Below are 18,173 nucleotides of genomic sequence, written 5' to 3' on the forward strand. Positions count from 1 at the left end.
CGCAGCACGCCTTTAATCCCCTAATCAGCCACATTCAACCCTTCTGCTTCTTAGCTGTAGTAATCACCACCACGCTGATCAAAACAAACGCACTCCCCAAAACAGTCCGCAGCCCAAGCCCTTCGCCACCCACAAAATATCCCAGCACCACCGCCACCACCGGATTCACATACGCATACGTCCCCACCTTCGTAGGCGACTCATGATGAATCAGCCACACATAAGCCGTAAACCCAATAATGGACCCCGCAACAATCAGGTACACCAAAGCGAACCAGGCCCCACGCGAAACACTTCCCGGATGAAACCTGCGAAACTCGCCCGCACCAGCCGCCACCACCGCAAGCAGCAATCCGCCGGTCAGCATCTGCGCACCCGAGCTCATTACCTTCGACTCCGGCAGCGGCAGCACACGCGACAGCACCGAAGCCGCCGCCCAGCTCAGCGATCCCACAATCAACGCTACCGCGCCGGTCGTCTCAATTGCCGCCCCACCCAGGTTCAGCGAGTGGCTCATCAAAACCGCCACCCCGCCAATCCCGATCAGTAACGCAAACGCCAGCCGAACCGTAAGCCTCTGCGTCCGCAAAAAAATAATCTCCGCCAGCGCCATGAACACGGGAATCGTCGCCATCATCACTGCGGCAATCCCTGAAGCCACACGCTGCTCCGCCCAAAACAACAATCCGTAGTCGCACACGAAGATCAGCAGAGCGATTAGCGATATCGACCCCCACTGCCTCCTGTCGGGCAGGCTCTCCCCCTTTGCAAGCATCCATCCAAAGAGCACAAGCCCCGCAACCACAAACCGCATCGCCGCACAGAGAAAAGGCGGTATCTCATGCACCCCCACGCGAATCGCAAGAAACGTCGATCCCCAGACAAAATAGATAATCGCGAAAGCCAACAAGGTCTTCCACGCAGGACGATCAGTCACGGCTTCCATTGCCAATTTCTACCACGCAGCCACGCCTAAAACTGTCACTAATCTTCTGGCAATCGTTCATCCGCCCTTTTGTGACGCAAAGCATGACATCTGTCACCTCCAACTCCTGACGTCCCACACTACTGTTGCCGCGCAATCCATCGCATCATCGTCCAGTAATCCAACACAGGAGACCGATCATGCCGCTGACCGCAATCGCCTACGAGACCGAAGTCCAGTCCACCAACGGACCTCAAATCGCGTCGAAACAGTCCATCGCCAGCCTCACCGGCGTCACCAAACGTTACGGCAACGCCCTCGCGCTCGACCGCCTCAACCTTGCCCTGCATCCTGGCGAGATCGTCGCTCTCCTCGGCCCCAACGGCGCAGGCAAATCCACCGCTATCAAACTCCTCCTCGGCCTCATCGCGCCCACCTCCGGCTCCACCCGCGTCTTCGGCAGCAACCCCCGCGAGGCCGCTACCCGCACCCGCGTCGGCGCCATGCTCCAGATCTCGCGCATCACCGAGATGCTCAAGGTCCGCGAACACCTCGACCTATTCCGCAGCTACTACCCTAACCCTCTGCCCATGCCCGATATCCTCCGCATCGCCCAACTCCAGGGCATCGAAGACCGTCTCTTCGGCCAGCTCAGCGGGGGACAGAGGCAGCGCGTCCTCTTCGCCCTCGCCCTGTGTGGCAACCCCGACCTCATCTTCCTCGACGAGCCCACCGTCGGCATGGACATCGAGGCGCGCCGCGGCCTCTGGGCAGAAATTCGCGTCCTCGCCGCGCTCGGAAAAACTGTCCTCCTCACCACGCACTACCTCGAAGAGGCCGACGCCCTCGCCGATCGCATCATTGTCATCAACAAAGGCCGCGTCATCTGCGAAGGCACACCCGCGGAGATCAAACACAACAGCGGCGGTCGCAGAATCCGCTGCTGCACAACCCTTTCCAGCGAACTACTGCAATCTCTTCCCACCGTAACCAGCGTCGAGCGCAACGGAGAAGCGACCATCGTCACCGCAGTCAACGCAGAAAACGTAGTCCGCGAGATGCTTCGGCGTGACGAAACTCTCAGCGGCCTCGAGATCGCAAGCCCGGCCCTCGAAGATGCCTTCCTCGCACTTACCAAGGCCTGACAATTCATGCCGACACCCGCACCCACCCAGACAAGGAGACTCCAATGTACCCCGCCGCCATCCTCCAGCCCGCCACAGCCAACGTCCCCGACATTTACCGCAAAGAAGCAAAGTACGAGTTCGTAAAACTCCTTCGCACCCGTTCCTTCTCTCTCGCAACTATCGGCTTTCCCGTCATGTTCTACATCATCTTCGGCCTCGCCAACCGTCACGCCTTCGACGGCAGCGTTCATATGGCCAAGTACATGCTCGCCGGCTATGCCTGCTTCGGCCTCATCGGCTCAGCTCTCTTCGGCATAGGTGTAGGTCTCTCTTCCGATCTCGCCGCCGGTTGGCTCGAGCTCAAACGCGCAAGCCCCATGCCCGTCTCGGCCTATCTCTTCGCCAAGTGCGCCGCCGCAGTTGCCTTCGGCCTCATCATCGTCACTATCCTCTCCCTCATCGGCATCGCCTTCGGAAACGTCCACCTCTCCCCGACAGAGCTCGCCGAGATGCTCGGCATGACGATGTGCGGCTCCATCAGCTTTGCCAGCATGGGACTCCTCCTCGCCCTTATCGTTCCCGCAAACGCCGCCCCCGGCATCATCAACCTCATCTATCTCCCTATGTCCTTCCTCAGCGGCCTCTGGATTCCAATCAAGTTCATGCCCCACTGGCTGCAGGGCATCGCGCCTCTTCTGCCTACCTATCACCTCTCTCAGCTCATGCTCAGCATCTTCCACTACAACGACACCATGTCCCTCATCACTCACTGGAACGCCCTCATCGGCTTCACCTTGTTGATGCTCGGAATCAGCCGTCTCCTCTTCCATCGAAAAGAGCAGAACGCATAACCAGCAACGCGGTACACTTTCCGCATCAGACGAGAAGGGCACCCCCGATGATCTTTGGCGCACACGTAGTCGTATACAGCACCGATGCATCCGCCGACCGCGCCTTCCTGCGCGACATCCTCAGGCTCGCCTCCGTGGACGCCGGCCACGGATGGCTGATCTTCGCGCTACCTCCCTCAGAGATCGCCGTCCATCCAGCCGAAGCGAATGACCGGCACGAACTCTATTTCATGTGCAACGATCTCAGTGCGGAGATCTCGGCACTCGGAAAAAAAGCTGTAAAGTGTTCGCCGGTGCAGGAAGAGAGATGGGGTTCGATTGTCAGAGTTCAACTTCCCGGCGGAGGCCAGGTCGGCCTATACCAGCCGAAGCACCCAACAGCCTCCAGCGATCTTTCCGACTGACACGTGACGGCAATTCAAGCCATCGAAACCGACAGACCAAGATGAGCGAAAGACCACAAAGACCAACCGACTCCGGGATTCAAACGGCTCCTCTTCTTTCGCAAAGAACGGAGCGAATAAACCGGACAGGCGAAAAACCACAGCGGCGTAGACTTGCTCTGGAGCAATCCATGACCGGCAACGACAACATCTCGAGCGCGCGCGAAAGCAAATGGCCATGGATTTGGCTGGCCTACACTGGCTTTCTCTTCATCGACCCCATCCTGGAGCCGAACCGGCATATCTGGCTCGGCACCATCGCAGTCTTCATCACCTTTCTTGCGCTCTTCTTCGGCTACGTTCGCGCAACGGACGAAGGCCGCCCACTCCGTTTCTGGATGATCGGCGCCACCTTTCTCCTTGGCCTCGTTACCTTCCCATGGAACTCCGGCGCCATAACGTTCTTCGTCTACGTCGCCGGATTCCTGCCCTTCAGCATCCAATCGAAGAACCGCGTTCTCGCTCTCTTCTTCGCTGAGTCTCTCGCCATCCTCGGCGAAGCGTATCTCTTCCGCGCACCGGGACCATTACACATCGGATGGCCGAACGCCATCATCGGAATCTTCCTCCTCATCATCATTGGAGGCGGCAACATCTTCTTCGCCGAGCAGAAACGAGCGGAATGCAAACTGCGCGTGGCCCAGGAAGAAAACCTAGCCCTAGCTGCCGTAGCCGAACGCGAACGCATCGCCCGCGATCTCCACGACGTTCTTGGCCATACCCTCTCCGTCATCGTCCTCAAGGCAGAGCTCGCCGGCCGACTCGTCGAGAGCGACCCACAACGCGCAGCCCGCGAAATCGCCGACGTAGAAAGCACTGCGCGAACCGCCCTCAGCGAAGTTCGAGAGGCCATCGGCGGCTATCGCTCCCAGGGCCTCACATCCGAAATGGAGCGAGCCCGCAAGACCCTGCAATCCGCTGGCGTAGCCCTCTCCTGCGAATCCCCCGTCCCTCAACTCAACGCCTCGGAGGAGACCGTCCTCTGTCTCACCATGCGCGAAGCCATCACCAACATCGTGCGACACGCCAAAGCCACGCAATGTCGCGTACGTTTCGCTCGATCCGAAGACGGCTATCACTCTCTTCTCATCACCGACGACGGCGCACAGCCCAAAATCAGAGAAGGGAACGGACTACGGGGCATGCGTGAGCGTATCCAGTCTCTCGGCGGCCGCCTCACCATCACAAACAGTCCAGGAGTTACCATCCTCATCGAGCTTCCTCATATTCCCAATGCACAGAACGATCCAACACTGTCGACAGACTCGAGCGAAATCAAAGCTCCCTTCGTGACCACATGAGCACCGCCATCCGCGTCATCCTCGCCGAAGATCAAGCCATGGTGTTGGGCGCTCTCTCCGCGCTCCTCGAGCTCGAAGCAGACATCTCCGTCGTAGCCACCACCGCCAACGGCCGCGACGCCTTCGAAGCCGTAGGCCGCATGAAACCCGACGTTCTCGTCACCGATATCGAGATGCCTCACATGACCGGCCTCGAGCTAGCCGCAAACCTGCGCACCAACCACCCCAGTGTCCGCACCATCATCCTCACCACCTTCGCCCGTCCCGGCTATTTGCGCCGAGCCCTCGACGCCGGAGCCCGCGGCTATCTCCTCAAAGACCGCCCCGCCAAAGAGCTTGCCGACGCCGTCCGCCGCGTCCATCGAGGCATGCGTGTCGTCGACCCCGCACTCGCCGCCGAAGCCTGGAACGCAGAACTCGATCCCCTCACCGACCGCGAACGCCAGATCCTCCAACGCGCCGGCGACGGCCGCAGCAGCACCGAGATAGCCACTGAACTCCACCTCTCCGAAGGCACCGTCCGCAACTACCTCTCCGAAGCCATCGCAAAGCTGGGTGCCTCTAATCGCGTCGATGCCGCCCGCATCGCCCGCACCAAAGGCTGGTTATAACTTCTCAACACACAGGCAACCAATTCCTCAGAAGACCTTAGCACCCTCTCCTGCATCCCACCTAGTTGAACGCATTGAAACAATGCCAAGTAAAGAGATGAAGCAAGGAGACTTTGAATGAACCGCCAATCCATCCGCACCACCCTCCGCACCGTTGCCCTCTGCGGCGCAGCAGCCCTCCTCGCTACCGGCTGCAATAAAAAAGCCGACAACACTATGAACTTCACCAGCGCTATCAATAGCTACTACTCCGCGCACCCCGCCTGCCTCTGGTCCGACCCCGTCAAATTCCCAGTGCAGGCTGACACCTCCAACAACAGCAAGACCTCCAACTACGACGCCCTCGTCGATCAGGGTCTCCTCGTCCGCACCACCGCCGAAAAGAAAGTCCTCATCATAGCCAGCAAGCAGGTCAACAACTACGACTTGTCCGACAAAGGCCGCGCCGCCTGGACCGCCGACACCACACAACCTGGCTACGGAAACTTCTGCTACGGCCACCGCAAAGTCTCCAGCATCGACAGCTCCACCCCCACCACCAGCGACCCAGGTGCCACCACCCAGGTCAACTATCACTACACTCTCGCCGATGCACCCGCCTGGGCCACCGCCGCCGAAACTCAAAACGCCTACCCGCAACTCCAGACCGAATTGGCAGCCCCCCAAAACGCCCAAGCCACCCTCACAAACACCAGCAACGGCTGGCAGGTTTCCTCAGCCAAGCCCGCCAGCACCGCTTCGAGCAACGACGGCAAGATCGTGGAATAATCAAACAAAATGGGCCGACGGAGAAACATCTCTTCGCCGGCCCATCTGCATTTCCTTCCCTTACTGATCATCCTCCGCATCACTCGGTCCCGAGCGCATCGCCGCCATCGTCGCGGCATAAGACTTCATGTCGTACTCATGTGGCGGCACATCCCCCGCAAGATTCTTCACGAAATAATCCCACCGCCGCCGGGTCATGTACTGACTCGCCTCGCCATACCCATGCGCGACATTTGGAATAATCAGCAAATCAAAGTCCTTGTTCGCCTTGATCAGCGCATCCACCACCAGCAGAGTGTTATTCAGCGGAACATTGTTGTCCATCGAACCATGCGCCAGCAGCAGATGCCCCTTCAGATTCTTCGCCACATACTGATTCGCCTGGCTGTCATAGTTCGTCGTTCCGTCGGCATTCTTCACCAGCAGCCCGTTCCACTTCTCCGCCCAGTCATCCTCATAGTCCCTCTGGTCGTGGTTCCCACTCTCCGCAATCCCCACCTTGAAGAAATCGGGATAATGAAACATCGCCGCAGCCGTAGCATTTCCGCCGCCCGAGTGCCCATACATCCCCACCTTCTCAATATCGATCCACGGATACTTCGCAGCCAGCTCCTTCATTCCCGCCACCTGGTCCGGAATCGTATTGTCCCCCAGGTCGCCGAAGTAAAACTCATGAAACGCCTTCGACCGAAACGGCGTTCCCATCCCATCGATGCACACGACAACAAACCCGAGCTCCGCCAGCGACTGCCAATCTCGATGTGCCGCCGAAAACCCGCGTCCACCACATGATCCCGTCTGCGGCCCCGGATAAACACTATTCACAATCGGATACTTCTTCGACGCGTCGAAGTTAGTCGGCTTGAACATGTAACCGTACAAGTCCGTCTTCCCATCCCGCGCCTTCACCACAATCGGCACCGGTGGAATCCATCCATAAGCCACCAGCTTCGAAACATCCTGCTTCGCCACCTCGACTACAATCTTGCCACTCACATCCCGCACCACCGCCGTCTGTGGCTCGGTCGCGGTCGAGTACACATCGACAAAGTACCTCCCATCCTGCGACACCGTCACCGCATGATCTGCATTCTCCGGCGTCAGCAGCTTCATATCCTTCCCATCAAACTTCACGCTGTAAAAGTGCGAAAAATAGGGGTCGCGCCCGGGCTCCTTGCCCACCCCAAGAAAATAAATCGTGCGCGTCTTCTCATCCACGTGCAGCACCTGGGTCACATTCCCATCGCCACGCGTGATCTTATTCTTCAAATTTCCTGTCGTGGCATCGTACAAATACATCTGCCCCCAGCCGTCTCGCTCGCTGAACCACAACAGCTCGTTCGTCTTCGAAAGATACTTCCAGTTCACCTTGTCATTGCCGCTCTCGAAGAACTTCGCCGCCGTCTCGCCCATCACATCCAGCACTTCACCAGTCGAAGCATCCGCGATCCTCATCCACTCCTGCTTGTGATCCCGCGACGTCGAAACAAACGCCAATGTCTTACCATCTGCGCTCCACTGCACATCGTCCCACCCACTTCCACCACGACAACTCACGTCATCGCACAGAGTAGACCGGTGCTGATCCGGCTGCATCTTCAATCGAATCACCTTCGCCGCCTCTCCATTACGCGGCACATCGATGATCACGCGCTCGATCATCGTCACATCCTTGTCGCCCACCAGCGGATACTTCCACGCCTTCAACTCCGGATGACCATTTGTCACCGGAACCAAATACATCTCACCCGTCTTCCTCTGGTCCTGCTGAAACGTAGCAACCTTCTTCCCATCGGGCGACCACACCAGGATCGCGTTATCACTCGTCGTCCAACCGGCGTTATCGGTCGCGTACCCATAGTCCTTCACTCCATCGGTGGTCAGCTGAGTCTCCTTCCCCGTAGCCACATCGCGCACCCAAAGATTCCAGTCGCGGACAAAGGCTTCCTTCGTCTTATCCGGTGCAAGAACTCCGTGAATCTTGTTTGCCGCCTGCTCTCCGCCAGCCGCGATAACCTCTGTGCAAACGCCCGCGCCGCTCAGGTCACAACGAAACTTCCGCGAACCACTCCCCACGACAACCGTCTTGTCTCCATTTGAAAACTCAGTCTCGGAGATCATCAGATGCCACGCATCCGCCTTCATCTTGCCGCCTGTCGCACTCGTCAGCGCCGCAGCCAGCTTCGCCTGATCGAACGCAGGCGTCTTCGTCCCCTTCACAGGATCGACCACGATAAACGTGATCCCCTCCGGCCCATTGTCGCGATACCAGAACCGCCCGTCCGCCATCCATGTCAGCCGCGCCACGCCGTGATACACCAGCGAGTTCACGTTATATCCCATAAACTTCTCCGCCCGAGCGTAGTCCTCGGTCGTAAGCTGCCTCCCCTGCGCCACTCCACTCACGGTGAAACAGTACCCCACCACAATTCCAGCGACAGCCAATAAATGCTTCTCAAAAAACATACTTCAGGCCTCCGGGCGTTCACACCCTTCAAAGTGTGCGAATGACGCTTAGTCTACAGTTCCTGTGCCCTCCGGTGATATATGAAATCGCGCAATGAAGACCCCCTGCATTGCAGCTGCAGTTGTCCTTGACTTTGCCTTTCTGGTTGTCATCCCCGAAGGGGATCTGCGGTTGCAGTTGCCTCTGCATCCCAATCTCACCCCCCACGCACACGCCACAACACCTGCCGCAAGATCCCCATCCACACCGGCACATCACCCGCAGTCACACCCATCCGCAAAACCAGCCGCCGAATCTGCGCCTCATCGCAGTTCGCGGGATGCCGCTTCGTATATCCAGTTGTCTCCAGCACCTCGGTCAAAAGCGCCATCAGCCGCTCCATCTCGCCCACGTTAGCCGCCTCAACCGCCCCTCCCCCAGCAACCGAACCCTTCCCCCGCACCAACTCATACAAGCAAACCGCCACCGCCTGCCCAAGATTCATCGAAGGATGCCGAATCTCCTTCTGCTCCTCCATCGGAATGGTCAGCAGCCAATTACAGTGGCTCAGTTCCTCATTGCTAAGCCCCGTCTTCTCCGAGCCGAACAGCACCGCGACCCGTCCCCCACCCGCCAACGCCGAGCCAATCTTCTCCCCAGCATCAGCTAGCGCATGCAAAGGATGCTGCAGTGCCCGCTCCCCCACCGCCGTCGTTCCCACCACCACCGTGCAATCCGCAACCGCCTCGGCAACGCTGACAAACACAGTGGCCCCTGCCAGCACCATAGACGCATCCACCGCCGATCGCGCCGTCTCAAACGGCACCGCGTACTCATTCACAATCCGTAGATGACGAAAGCCAAAGTCGTGCATCGCCCTCGCCACCGCTCCGATGTTGTTCGGATTACGCGCCCGTACCAGCACCACAACCACTCGGTCCCGCTGTTCACCTATCATCCTTAAGATTCTAGGCGCACAAAAAAGCGGCCGGCTAAATATCCGCCAGCCGCTTCGTCTTCGTCGCTACAAGCTACTTCCGCTCGTGCGCCTCTGCATGCGGATGTTCCTGCGTGTTCGCGTTGTGCTTGTCGTTATAGATCGACCTGCTGACGTTATTCTGCCGCTGGTTGATTTGCTGGTGCTCCTGTGCGTTTAGATGCCCGCCGTTCGCAGCACGGTCAGCCGCAACCTGATGATTGATGCTCGCCTCCCTGTGTTCCAGATTGCCCGTCTCATGCGCGGTAAGCTGGCCCGACTGAACCCCCTGTCCAATACGCTGCTGCTGATTCGCCGCCCGCACACCGGGCCGCGAGAACGCCGCATTCTGAGGGCGCCCGCCGTTGACCGACGCGAAGTTGCTGCGGTCAGCGTGTGCCATCTGCACATGGCTCTGTTGCTCCGCAGTAGGAGCAATATGGTTCTCCCGTGCGAACCCAGCCTCCTGCGCCGAAGGACGAGCCTGGATGCCACCGGTCCCGCCATTGAAGCTCGTGCGATTGTAGACCGTCGTGTGGTTGATCACCGTGTTGTCGATGTACGTATTGTGGATCACCGTCCGATTCACATTGACGACCGCGGTGTTATACGCAAAGCTGTTGCCAACCCAGCGTCCGCCACCAAAACCAACGCCGCCATAGCCGAAGCCATAGTTCACGCCGCCATAGAAGCCCACATGCGGCCCCCAGTAACCAGCGTGGAAGATATAGGCGCCACCACCCCATCCCCAGTAGCCAGGCGTCCACAGCAGTCCAACCTGCGGCGGCCGAACCCAAACACCAGGGACCCAATAGTAGCCCTCATCACCATACGCCCAGTAGCCGGGATTCCAAAGATATCCATCGCCGGGACAGATCGGCTGCGTATAAACCGGCAACACCGGCGGCGCAAAGCCCACCGAAATAAAGACTCCTGCAAAAGAAGCTGCGGGCAAAAGCGCAAGAGCCGCGCCCACCACAAACTTACGGACTAAATTCGTCAATCTCATACATCCATCCTTTGGTTGGCCTCACGGCGCCTTGCCGCAGTGCTCAAGTTGTTGAATAGCCTGAAATCTCAACCAGCCATTCGCTCTCTACCCTCCGTACAAACACGCGACCTCGACGGAAGTTCCGCACAAATGTACGGTAGGCTCCCGCGAAATCCGCAAGATATCCCTCGATGGTTGTACGAATACGAGCGCGGAGAAGTGCGAGGGCGTCTCGCGTTGCATGCAAACAAGTTTTTATTTTCTACCGGCGGTTCATTCCAAGCAGACTAAGAAAGAAGCTGCCGAATATCGCTTCCACCCCCAGCATGAAACAGGTCGCCGACGGCAGAGTTAGACGCAACATGCGTTGAGGCGAAAGATTTCCGAATCCCGCATTATGCCAGATGTGGATGGCATAGCCAAGAATGCCGAGGCCAACCAGTAGAAGTGCGGCTCCAAACAGCAGCCCCACTTCCAGATTGATGTAATTAAAGATTTGCTCGAACTTCGGATTCGGTGGCAGAAATCCCTCCTGCGTGCCGAAGACCCGTGCGCTGACGGCGAAGACGGAGATATGAGCTCCGATAAGAACAAGACCCAGCGCATAGGTGAGGGTGTCGACGTCGAAGGTCCATCGCCCCACGGTCTGCGGTCCCGGGATAAGCCACAGCGAAAGGAGGATGCCGACGAAGAAGGTGACGACGCCTGGAATCAAAAAGAGCCACCGGGGGCTGAAGAGAAGAAGAAAGCGAAGATGACGCCAGCCATCGCGCCAAGATCGCAGGTGAGGCGGGCGGCTGCGCCCATCGGGAGACAGAGTGGTGGGAACCTCCGTCATACGTAGCCCTGCGAGGGAGGACTTTACCACCATCTCTGAGGCGAACTCCATGCCCGTGGTGCGCAGGTTGAGTGCGAGAATGGGATCCCGACGGAAGGCACGCAGTCCGCAATGGAAGTCGCGAACCGGGATGCGGAAGAAAATGCGACCGATCGAAGAGAGAACCGGATTGCCGAGGTAGCGATGAAGCGGCGGCATGGCTCCTGGCTCGATGGTGCCCGAAAAGCGGTTGCCCATGACGAGGTCGTAGCCTTCGTCAAGCTTTGGCAGGAAACGGGGAAGATGTTCGAAGTGGTAGCTGGCGTCGGCGTCGGCCATCAGGATGTACTTGCCACGGGCGGCCTCGATTCCGGCGATGAGTGCTGCCCCGTAGCCGCGAATGGGCACATTGACGACGCGAGCACCTTGCTCGGTAGCGATCTTTTGTGAACCGTCGGTGCTGCCATTGTCGGCGACAACAACCTCGCCGGCAACATTGTTATCGCGGAGAGCGGCGACCGCCTGGCGAACGCAGAAGGCCAGCGTCTCTGCTTCGTTAAGGCATGGCATAAGAATAGTTACGGTCAGATCGCTCATTGTTTGCATGTACCAGAGTGATGATATGGGACTAGTGGCGTCAGGGGTGAGGGTTTTCCGTGCTAGTTGCCGCAGGAAGATTAAGAGGAAGAGCGTAAAAAGGGGAGCTATCCAGCTCATGCCAGCCAGCCGAGATGGGGTTTGTGCCCGTCATGAGGCCAGGGGTGAAGTAGCCGATCAGGACCTTGTCTCCCTGGCGGCGCACGACGTCGATGGCTTCGTTGCGGTTGGGCATGGCGGCGAAAGAGGGATAGAGAGGCGTGGTTGGCACATAGATCTCAGTGAGGACGCGGACGCCGGCCAGTCGCGCCCAATAAGGATCGTAGAGGCAGGCGGTAGTTCCAATACAGGCGACGGTATCGCCAGGGCCTACGCCCATGTCGTTGAGAGCATGAGCCGCCCCGAAGATGCTGGGGCTGTACCAGCCGGCAGGCAGCCCGGCGAAGGGTAGTTCCCGACGAAGTTCTCCGACCGTCCGAGCGGATTCGCCGACAGCCAACAGCGCAAGCAGAACCACTGCCGCCGAGGCTGCGGTGCGCGTAGCAGAGGCTTGAACGCCAGTAGAAAGACGGAGTGCCGCGAAGAGAGGCAACAGGATCGCGAGAAGGCCGACGGTGATGTAGCGATCCTCGATGTTCACCATGCCATAGATACCGAGAACCCCGAGGCCGAGCAGAAATGGTGCGACCCAGAAGGCATTGGAAGATGGTTGCCAGTCTCGGGACGGGCGTCCTCCCATAAGCACGAGAAGAACGAGGAGGAGCCACGCCTCGGGATGGTTTGCGATGTAGCGAATGATGCGCACGATGCACTGGCCCACAACGAGGATCTCGATGTGCGGGTTCATGTGCGCCTTCACCTGGTCGTTCCAGAACGAGTTGTCGAACCAGTCGGGATAGGTGCCATAAGGAAGCTGACGATAGCTGAAGATGCCGGGCGATTGGAGTAACTGCCTTTCGGGGTGCTTGAGATGAACCTCAGATGCACCGAAGAGCGACGTCTGGTTGGGCTGGAGATGCATCTTCTCTGTGCCGCTGATGAACCACGCGTAGTTGAGGGTGCCGGAGTCCCCGAAGTCGAAGCGGCCCTTTTGCCTGGAGAGCGCAGCAATAAATGGACCCGCAATCACTGAAAAGCAAACCAACGCGAGCAGACTTGCCGCTGCGATCCTGCTCGCAGAATGCCGCTGCCAGAAGGCGCGAAAGAGAATCAGCGTAAGAACACAGAGGAGGGTGAAGAGGAAGGCGAAGGATTTGGTGAGGTAAGCAAGGCCGAGGAAGATGCCTATCAGTGCGGCGTACCGTAGCTGGCTCGTGGCGAGATGTTTCAAGAGCGCGGCCAAGCCGAGAAGCAGGAAGGCCTGTAGGAGCGCGTCGGGACGGACCTTGCCCATGCTGAGTTCGCGCTGAGTCGAGATGACGAGCAGACCCACGCCGAGGTAGCGGAGGGTGTAGCGGTCTAAAACAAAAGATGCAGGAAGAAAGGATGCGGCGTTTGATGAAGCCGTCGAGTCTTCGCGGAGATCGCGAAGCTGGATAAGAGCGTCGGTGAAGGCGACGATAGCCAGCATCTCCAGCAGGAACACGCCGAAGTTGACCATGTAGTAGGCGTGAAGCTCGGTGAAGCGAGTGGAGTGGAAGACGATGTGGCCGAGGGCCAAGGCAGCGGGGTAGAGTGGGTTCCAGTAGCCGTTGACGACGCCGTGCCAGTTGTGAGCGCGGATGAGGTCGCCGATGTCCATGTAGGAGACCGCGTCACCGTCGATCTGGTACGGATCGTAGAGCGCGTAGCCGAAGGTTGCGAGGGCGGCAAGAAAACAGTAGACGGGCCAGAGGCGACGCAGCCAGTAAGGGAGACGGTTAGGCTCCGACAAGGGGAGTGTCATGCGGCGGGGAGATCCTCCGTGTTGATACTTCCATCATCGCAGATGATCCCTATGGAATGGCTGCTACTTCAGAGGCGGTATGCAAAGTAAAACGGGCGGCAGCTTGCGCCGTCGCCCGTTAAGTTTTCCTTACCTGAGGGTTGTTACATATCCTTGACGCCATCAACGAAGGCCTTCAGCTTGCGGCTGCGGCTGGGGTGGCGGAGTTTGCGGAGTGCCTTGGCCTCTATCTGACGGATACGCTCACGGGTGACCTGGAAGGACTGGCCGACCTCTTCGAGCGTATGCTCGGAGCCGTCTTCAAGGCCGAAGCGCATCTTGATCACACGCTCTTCGCGCGGAGTGAGGGTGCGGAGCACCTGCGAGGTGTACTCCTTCAGGTTGACACTGATGACGGCGTCCGCCGGTGAGACGGCCATGCGGTCTTCGATGAAGTCTCCAAGGTGCGAGTCTTCCTCTTCTCCGATAGGAGTCTCAAGCGAGATGGGCTCCTGCGCGATCTTGAGGACCTTGCGGACCTTCGCGACCGGGATGTCCATGCGACGGGCGATCTCTTCTGAGGATGCTTCGCGGCCAAGCTCCTGCACAAGCTGACGGCTGGTGCGGATGAGCTTGTTGATCGTCTCGATCATGTGCACCGGGATACGGATCGTGCGGGCCTGGTCCGCGATGGCGCGGGTAATGGCCTGACGGATCCACCACGTGGCGTAGGTCGAGAATTTGTAACCACGACGGTACTCAAACTTATCAACAGCCTTCATGAGGCCGATGTTGCCCTCCTGAATGAGGTCGAGGAACTGCAAGCCACGGTTGGTGTACTTCTTCGCGATCGAAACGACGAGGCGAAGATTGGCCTCAATGAGCTCCCGCTTGGCGCGCTCGGCGTCCATGTCGCCCTGGATCATCTCGCGCTGTGTGCGCTTTAGATCGACCAGCGAGATGCCAGCGTCAGCTTCGACACGTTCGAGATCCGTGCGGCAGTTCTTCTGTTGGCGGCGATACTCCTTGCGCAGCTCTTCGGACTTCGAGGCCTCGTGTTTGGCCTCAAGGGTCTTGATCTGGCGCTCGAGGGTGCGCATGGCGTCAACGGTCTTGTTGACCTTGTCGAGCAGCCGCTTCTTTTCGCCATTCGTGTACTTTAGCTCACGAACAATGCGGTTGATATAAACGTGTTCGCGGCCGATAAGCCAGCGGGTCTTGCGAGTATCTTTGGCCTTGGCCTTGGCGTCTTTGCCCGCAGGCGCTTCGAGCTTTTCTTCGAGGGCGTGGAGCTTCTTCTGGTGCTTGACGATGACGTCGATGCGGCCGGCAGTAGCGCGGACGCGAGCCTGCAGAATCTCTTCCGTAAGCTCTTCTTCATCGAAGGTAACGACTTCCTTGATGTTGCGAACGCCTCGGCGCAGGTCTTCGCCGAGGCCGACGATCTCGCGAATGACAATCGGCGAGCGCGAAATAGCCTTCATGACGCGGAGCTGGCCGCGTTCGATGCGCTTGGCGATCTCGACTTCGCCCTCACGGGTGAGCAGGGGAACGGTGCCCATCTCGCGGAGGTACATACGGACGGGGTCGTTGGTCTTCTCGAGCGTGCCGGGCGACAGGTCGAGCTCTACGTCGTCGGACTCTTCGCCGGCCTCAGGCTCGTACTTGTCGCGGCCACTGGCGCGCTCTTCTCCCGAGAGCACGTCGATGCCCTGCGTGTTGATGGTGGTGAGAAGGTCATCGAGATCGTCTGGGGTGGTAATATCTCCAGGCAGCAGGTCGTTGACCTCGCCATAGGTGAGATATCCCTTCTCTTTCCCTGTGTCGATGAGCTTGTCTATATCGTCTTCGTACTTGTCAATTTCTTCAGCCACGGCTGTGCGCACTCCTGCAAAAGATTCTGATAATTGGGATGCCGCTGGTGGTGATTGTGGTATTCAGGCGGACTTGTCCCTTGGTTGTGACGTAATGGGCAGGGAGCAGATTGCGGTGTCAGACCGCGTTGGCAAGCCCAATTGACCCTAAAGAGGGTCTGGGCATTCGAAGGCACACTTCCCCAGCGAATCACAGGATACCACAATAGTTAGACGCATTCCGACGAAAAAAGATTCGGCGGAGCCGCGCGAAGTGGCTCGCCCTTCATGCCGTTCTGGTGGCGCGGACAGCGGCGCAGGTGAATATCTTTTCCGGCAGAACCGTAGTCGTGTTGGCAATGGCTGCAACGCAAATGGTAGATAGTCTGGCCGGGGAAGGACTCAGAAGGAAATCCAGTCCGGGAGATGACAATCTGGCCATGCTTATTCCTGTATCCAGGGGTAGTGCTCTGAAAAGTAGTCATTTCCTCAAAGGAACAGCATGTTTGGCGAACCACGCGGTCAGTTCGTCCTCGCTTAGGGAACCGTCAGCGAGGTGCAGAAAGGTGAAGTACTTTTCTTCCGGAGGCGAGACGATCTTCAGCCCGTTGAGGCGCAGAAAGCCCTCTGAGACGACGAGGGCCGTTCGTTTGTTGCCGTCGATGAAAGCGTGGTTTCGAGCCAAACCAAAAGCATAGGATGCTGCGAGTCTCGGCAGGCTGACAGAATCAGCATAGGCGAAAATATTCCGGGGCTTGGCGAGGGCTGAGTCGAGCAGCGTCTCGTCGCGTATCCCGTCAGAGCCGCCATGCTCTGCTAATTGCATGGAATGGGCAATCAAGACTTCTGGTTTGTCTATCCAGATCGGTTCGTCCATTTGCTATTCGGCAAGCTTCTTCAGAACGTCGCGATTTTCGCGCATCACCTGTTCAAACGCGTCTAGTTTCCTGCCAAGAGCGGCGTCGTAAGGAGAGAGCCGGATTCCGTCGGGAGATTCAGTTACATAGAGCGTATCTCCTTTTTCAACATGGAGATGGCTCAAAATCTCCTTAGGCAGCACGATGCCGACAGAGTTGCCGATGGTGGTGATTTTCACTGCTGTAGCCATGAAATCCTCCTATTCTTATTATAACATCTGTAATAACAAAGAACCGTTAAGCGCAGTTTTCTTTAGCTCTCAAATCCCGGTCTGGAGCGGCGGATTCGGGCAAGAAGCGAGGCCGGCCGCAGGGACGGCGGATAGTGGAGCATGCTGGCCAGGAAGGCCGGCAGGGTATCGCGAGCGATCCGCAGGCAGGCAGGTACAACGTACAGGTTCATGACGATCTCGGAGACCAGGAGCGAGGCGGCAGCTCCATAGAGGCCATAGGCTCGCGCCAGCAGGTAGCACAGGACACAGGCGACGCTGGTGCCGAGGATGTAGTAGGTGGCAAGCCGCTGATGCTGATTCGTGGAGGTCATCAGAGTGCCGCAGGTGGACCACAGGGCGTAGAGAACCACGATGACGAGAAGAATGCTGAGCAGGGGCCGGCTGGGCGGCACGTGGCCACCCGTCCAATGAACCAGGAACCAGGGACCGAAGCTCAGCATAACCAGAACCAGGACCAGCGCGACGAGGAGAGCCAGCTGGCAGGCGCGGCGGAGCAGCGTGCGGGTCAGCTCATAGTTTCCCGCCCCGAAGGCGATCGACATCTCGGGCTCGAAGGTGTTATTGACCATCTGAACCATCTGAAGCGCCACCCGCGAGACGGTGCGGGCCGTGCTGAAGATAACCACCTCGGTGGGCCCCAGAGCATAGCCGACGGCTAGCAGACTGCCCTGAAGGCTGAGGGCATTGCCGAGAGGAAATCCCATAAACGCGAAGGCCGGACGGGCGAGCTTGCGAATCTCGGCGAAGCTGGCATGTTGCCACCCGTACTCAATCCAGGGAATGTCGCGGCGCACCAGAATGCAAAAAAATAGGGTGATGGCCACGTTCACAGAGGCAAAGACCAACGCCGTCGTCCGTGCTCCCGCGCCCAGAGTGACCGCACCGATCATGCAGCCAAAGGCGAACAGCGAAAACATGTTCTTGAGGAAGGTGCCGTAGGGATAACGGCCCACTGCTCGGTAGGCCGACTGCAGCAGTTGCTCCAGCTGACCGAGCAGCACGGAGACCCCAAGGTAGAAGATGATCCACTTGGTATCGGACTCCCCCAGTGTGGTGAGTCTCAGAAGGCGCGAGGCAGGAAGATAGTAGAGGGTTCCCGAGAGCAGGGCGATCGTCGCCGTGCAGATGAAGGCAATAAGCCACCAGCAGCTCTGGAAGACGCGGAGCGCAGCAGCACGGTCATCGCGCGCCACCAGCATGGTCATCTCATTGCCCGCAACCGAGCCGAAGCCGGCGTTGCTGAAGCTGAGATACGCAGGGATGGAGTTGACGATCATCCATTCGCCATAGAGCGGTACGCTCCAGAAGTGGAGGAAGACCGGAATCTGAACGAACTGAATCACGGTAGTGGAGAGTTTCCCTACCCAGTTGGTCAGGAAGCCGAGCATCAGCCTTCGCTTTGTGGACCCGTCCATAGTCATGACTGAGTTTTGTTTCCTGGTGGTTTCCCGGT

At 58.5% G+C, this 18,173-nt stretch carries 16 protein-coding genes; 6 read left to right on the forward strand and 10 right to left on the reverse strand.

All coding sequences use genetic code 11. From position 1 onward, the window contains the following. Positions 1-34 precede the first annotated feature (34 nt). Positions 35-946 (reverse strand): EamA family transporter, encoded by a 912-nt coding sequence (locus HDF10_RS12670; RefSeq protein ID WP_183813967.1) that lies wholly within the window; start codon positions 944-946, stop codon positions 35-37. Positions 947-1,125: 179 nt separating this feature from the next. Here HDF10_RS12670 and HDF10_RS12675 point away from each other — a divergent pair, with 179 nt between their 5' ends. From HDF10_RS12675 to HDF10_RS12700, 6 genes are all read left to right on the forward strand, one after another. Beyond that, on the forward strand, positions 1,126-2,070 hold the full coding sequence (locus HDF10_RS12675; RefSeq protein ID WP_183813969.1) for an ABC transporter ATP-binding protein: 945 nt from the start codon (positions 1,126-1,128) through the stop codon (positions 2,068-2,070). Between the two features lie 44 nt (positions 2,071-2,114). Then, entirely contained in the window at positions 2,115-2,903 is a 789-nt protein-coding gene (locus HDF10_RS12680; protein WP_183813971.1) for an ABC transporter permease, read from the forward strand. Positions 2,904-2,950: 47 nt separating this feature from the next. Then, complete coding sequence (locus HDF10_RS12685) at positions 2,951-3,307, forward strand: VOC family protein (protein ID WP_183813973.1); 357 nt, start codon at positions 2,951-2,953, stop codon at positions 3,305-3,307. A gap of 170 nt (positions 3,308-3,477) precedes the next feature. Then, positions 3,478-4,647, forward strand: coding sequence for a sensor histidine kinase (locus HDF10_RS12690; protein ID WP_183813975.1), 1,170 nt, complete (start codon positions 3,478-3,480; stop codon positions 4,645-4,647). Next, positions 4,644-5,258: a response regulator transcription factor gene (locus tag HDF10_RS12695; protein ID WP_183813977.1), complete on the forward strand. Its 615-nt coding sequence runs from the start codon at positions 4,644-4,646 to the stop codon at positions 5,256-5,258. Before HDF10_RS12690 ends, HDF10_RS12695 begins: the two co-directional genes overlap by 4 nt. A gap of 117 nt (positions 5,259-5,375) precedes the next feature. Next, on the forward strand, positions 5,376-6,026 hold the full coding sequence (locus HDF10_RS12700; RefSeq protein WP_183813979.1) for a hypothetical protein: 651 nt from the start codon (positions 5,376-5,378) through the stop codon (positions 6,024-6,026). Positions 6,027-6,086: 60 nt separating this feature from the next. Here the strand turns inward: HDF10_RS12700 and HDF10_RS12705 are convergent, their stop codons facing one another. The 9 genes from HDF10_RS12705 to HDF10_RS12745 all read right to left on the reverse strand — a co-directional run bounded on the left by HDF10_RS12705 (position 6,087) and on the right by HDF10_RS12745 (position 18,141). Further along, on the reverse strand, positions 6,087-8,492 hold the full coding sequence (locus tag HDF10_RS12705; RefSeq protein WP_260177865.1) for a S9 family peptidase: 2,406 nt from the start codon (positions 8,490-8,492) through the stop codon (positions 6,087-6,089). 197 nt (positions 8,493-8,689) lie between these two features. Next, on the reverse strand, positions 8,690-9,430 hold the full coding sequence (locus HDF10_RS12710; protein WP_183813981.1) for an RNA methyltransferase: 741 nt from the start codon (positions 9,428-9,430) through the stop codon (positions 8,690-8,692). A gap of 73 nt (positions 9,431-9,503) precedes the next feature. Further along, on the reverse strand, positions 9,504-10,457 hold the full coding sequence (locus tag HDF10_RS12715) for a YXWGXW repeat-containing protein (RefSeq protein ID WP_183813983.1): 954 nt from the start codon (positions 10,455-10,457) through the stop codon (positions 9,504-9,506). Positions 10,458-10,701: 244 nt separating this feature from the next. Then, entirely contained in the window at positions 10,702-11,853 is a 1,152-nt protein-coding gene (locus tag HDF10_RS12720; protein ID WP_221271689.1) for a glycosyltransferase family 2 protein, read from the reverse strand. Between the two features lie 40 nt (positions 11,854-11,893). Then, on the reverse strand, positions 11,894-13,738 hold the full coding sequence (locus HDF10_RS12725) for a glycosyltransferase family 39 protein (protein ID WP_183813987.1): 1,845 nt from the start codon (positions 13,736-13,738) through the stop codon (positions 11,894-11,896). A 143-nt stretch (positions 13,739-13,881) separates the two neighbouring features. Next, the gene (gene rpoD / locus HDF10_RS21205) at positions 13,882-15,591 is read right to left on the reverse strand and encodes an RNA polymerase sigma factor RpoD (RefSeq protein WP_183813989.1); all 1,710 of its coding nucleotides are present in this window, start codon (positions 15,589-15,591) and stop codon (positions 13,882-13,884) included. A 460-nt stretch (positions 15,592-16,051) separates the two neighbouring features. After that, positions 16,052-16,447 (reverse strand): type II toxin-antitoxin system death-on-curing family toxin, encoded by a 396-nt coding sequence (locus tag HDF10_RS12735; protein ID WP_183813991.1) that lies wholly within the window; start codon positions 16,445-16,447, stop codon positions 16,052-16,054. Between the two features lie 3 nt (positions 16,448-16,450). Continuing rightward, on the reverse strand, positions 16,451-16,678 hold the full coding sequence (locus HDF10_RS12740) for an AbrB/MazE/SpoVT family DNA-binding domain-containing protein (RefSeq protein ID WP_183813993.1): 228 nt from the start codon (positions 16,676-16,678) through the stop codon (positions 16,451-16,453). Between the two features lie 62 nt (positions 16,679-16,740). After that, the gene (locus HDF10_RS12745; RefSeq protein WP_183813995.1) at positions 16,741-18,141 is read right to left on the reverse strand and encodes a lipopolysaccharide biosynthesis protein; all 1,401 of its coding nucleotides are present in this window, start codon (positions 18,139-18,141) and stop codon (positions 16,741-16,743) included. Positions 18,142-18,173 lie beyond the last annotated feature (32 nt).

Origin of the sequence: Tunturiibacter empetritectus, assembly GCF_014201375.1 — a bacterium.
In the GTDB taxonomy this organism is placed as follows: Bacteria; Acidobacteriota; Terriglobia; order Terriglobales; family Acidobacteriaceae; genus Edaphobacter; species Edaphobacter lichenicola_D.

Excerpts from the sequence above, each read along its gene's own strand:
- HDF10_RS12715 (WP_183813983.1), bottom strand. The coding sequence starts at position 10,457 with ATGAGATTGACGAATTTAGTCCGTAAGTTTGTGGTGGGCGCGGCTCTT.
- HDF10_RS12680 (WP_183813971.1), top strand. The coding sequence starts at position 2,115 with ATGTACCCCGCCGCCATCCTCCAGCCCGCCACAGCCAACGTCCCCGAC.
- HDF10_RS12695 (WP_183813977.1), top strand. The coding sequence starts at position 4,644 with ATGAGCACCGCCATCCGCGTCATCCTCGCCGAAGATCAAGCCATGGTG.
- HDF10_RS12685 (WP_183813973.1), top strand. The coding sequence starts at position 2,951 with ATGATCTTTGGCGCACACGTAGTCGTATACAGCACCGATGCATCCGCC.
- HDF10_RS12670 (WP_183813967.1), bottom strand. The coding sequence starts at position 946 with ATGGAAGCCGTGACTGATCGTCCTGCGTGGAAGACCTTGTTGGCTTTC.
- HDF10_RS12675 (WP_183813969.1), top strand. The coding sequence starts at position 1,126 with ATGCCGCTGACCGCAATCGCCTACGAGACCGAAGTCCAGTCCACCAAC.
- HDF10_RS12710 (WP_183813981.1), bottom strand. The coding sequence starts at position 9,430 with ATGATAGGTGAACAGCGGGACCGAGTGGTTGTGGTGCTGGTACGGGCG.
- HDF10_RS12735 (WP_183813991.1), bottom strand. The coding sequence starts at position 16,447 with ATGGACGAACCGATCTGGATAGACAAACCAGAAGTCTTGATTGCCCAT.
- HDF10_RS12720 (WP_221271689.1), bottom strand. The coding sequence starts at position 11,853 with ATGAGCGATCTGACCGTAACTATTCTTATGCCATGCCTTAACGAAGCA.
- HDF10_RS12745 (WP_183813995.1), bottom strand. The coding sequence starts at position 18,141 with ATGACTATGGACGGGTCCACAAAGCGAAGGCTGATGCTCGGCTTCCTG.
- HDF10_RS12725 (WP_183813987.1), bottom strand. The coding sequence starts at position 13,738 with ATGACACTCCCCTTGTCGGAGCCTAACCGTCTCCCTTACTGGCTGCGT.
- HDF10_RS12740 (WP_183813993.1), bottom strand. The coding sequence starts at position 16,678 with ATGGCTACAGCAGTGAAAATCACCACCATCGGCAACTCTGTCGGCATC.
- HDF10_RS12705 (WP_260177865.1), bottom strand. The coding sequence starts at position 8,492 with ATGTTTTTTGAGAAGCATTTATTGGCTGTCGCTGGAATTGTGGTGGGG.
- HDF10_RS12690 (WP_183813975.1), top strand. The coding sequence starts at position 3,478 with ATGACCGGCAACGACAACATCTCGAGCGCGCGCGAAAGCAAATGGCCA.
- HDF10_RS12700 (WP_183813979.1), top strand. The coding sequence starts at position 5,376 with ATGAACCGCCAATCCATCCGCACCACCCTCCGCACCGTTGCCCTCTGC.